The sequence below is a fragment of the Frankia tisae genome, assembly GCF_025403405.1.
GTDB classification, from domain to species: Bacteria; Actinomycetota; Actinomycetes; order Frankiales; family Frankiaceae; genus Frankia; species Frankia tisai.
The window spans coordinates 1-770 of sequence record NZ_JANEZT010000760.1 but is presented as its reverse complement, the minus strand read 5'-3'; the positions used below and the strand labels follow the sequence as shown (position 1 = coordinate 770).

The window sequence follows — 770 nt, the reverse complement described above, 5'->3', positions numbered from 1 at the left end:
TATAAGAGACAGGGTCAGGGGGGCGGTAGAGGCGGAGAGGGCGGAGGCGCTGACGTAGGCGACGCTGGCGTAGCTGTCGGCGGGGCGCCCTGCGGCGTCGACGCAGCGCACGGCCACCGTGACGTCCGCGGGTGCGGTGCCGCCGATCGCGGCCACCGGGAGTTCGTCCGCGGCGCAGCGGGCGGTGGGCTCGCCGTACGGGGTCACCTGGAACGAACTCGGGGTCCGCCGCGAAACCCCGGGGAAGCTCACCTGGTAGCGGCCGACGCCGACCCGGCTGATCCGGTTCGTCGCCCCTGAGCTGTTCGCCGAGTACCAGGCCCAGGCGTTCACCGCCGGGCCCGGCGGGACCTGCTGGATCGGCTCTCCCGGGCGGATGATGCCGGTGAACGCGTGACCGAAGCTGGCCGCGCCGGTCGGGATCAGCGCACGGCCGCTGGTGTAGAGCAGCACGAACGGGCTGTCGGTCCAGGCGGACCCCCGCGCGCAGCCGACGAATACCGACTGCCGGTCCTTCTTCACCGCGCGACCGAGGGCGTTACAGCCCACAGGGCTGTCGCCGATCGCGTTGACCTGCAGGTTGTTACCGTTCTTCGCGAACGCCGGCCCGGTCAGGTCGATCGTGTAATGCCCGGCGCCGACCCGGTGGACCTCGATCGTGCCCGGCCCGCTGACGCTGTAGGCGTCCGCCGGGCGGGACGTGGCGGCCGACGCGGCATCGGACCGGAGGTAGGCGTACGCACCGCCCGCAGACGGGAACGGGGGCGGGG

General features: G+C 73.0%; 1 pseudogene. It reads right to left on the bottom strand.

What is annotated here, in order from left to right:
* Positions 1–770 (bottom strand): annotated as a pseudogene (locus NBZ85_RS31535) (hypothetical protein); the annotation flags it as partial.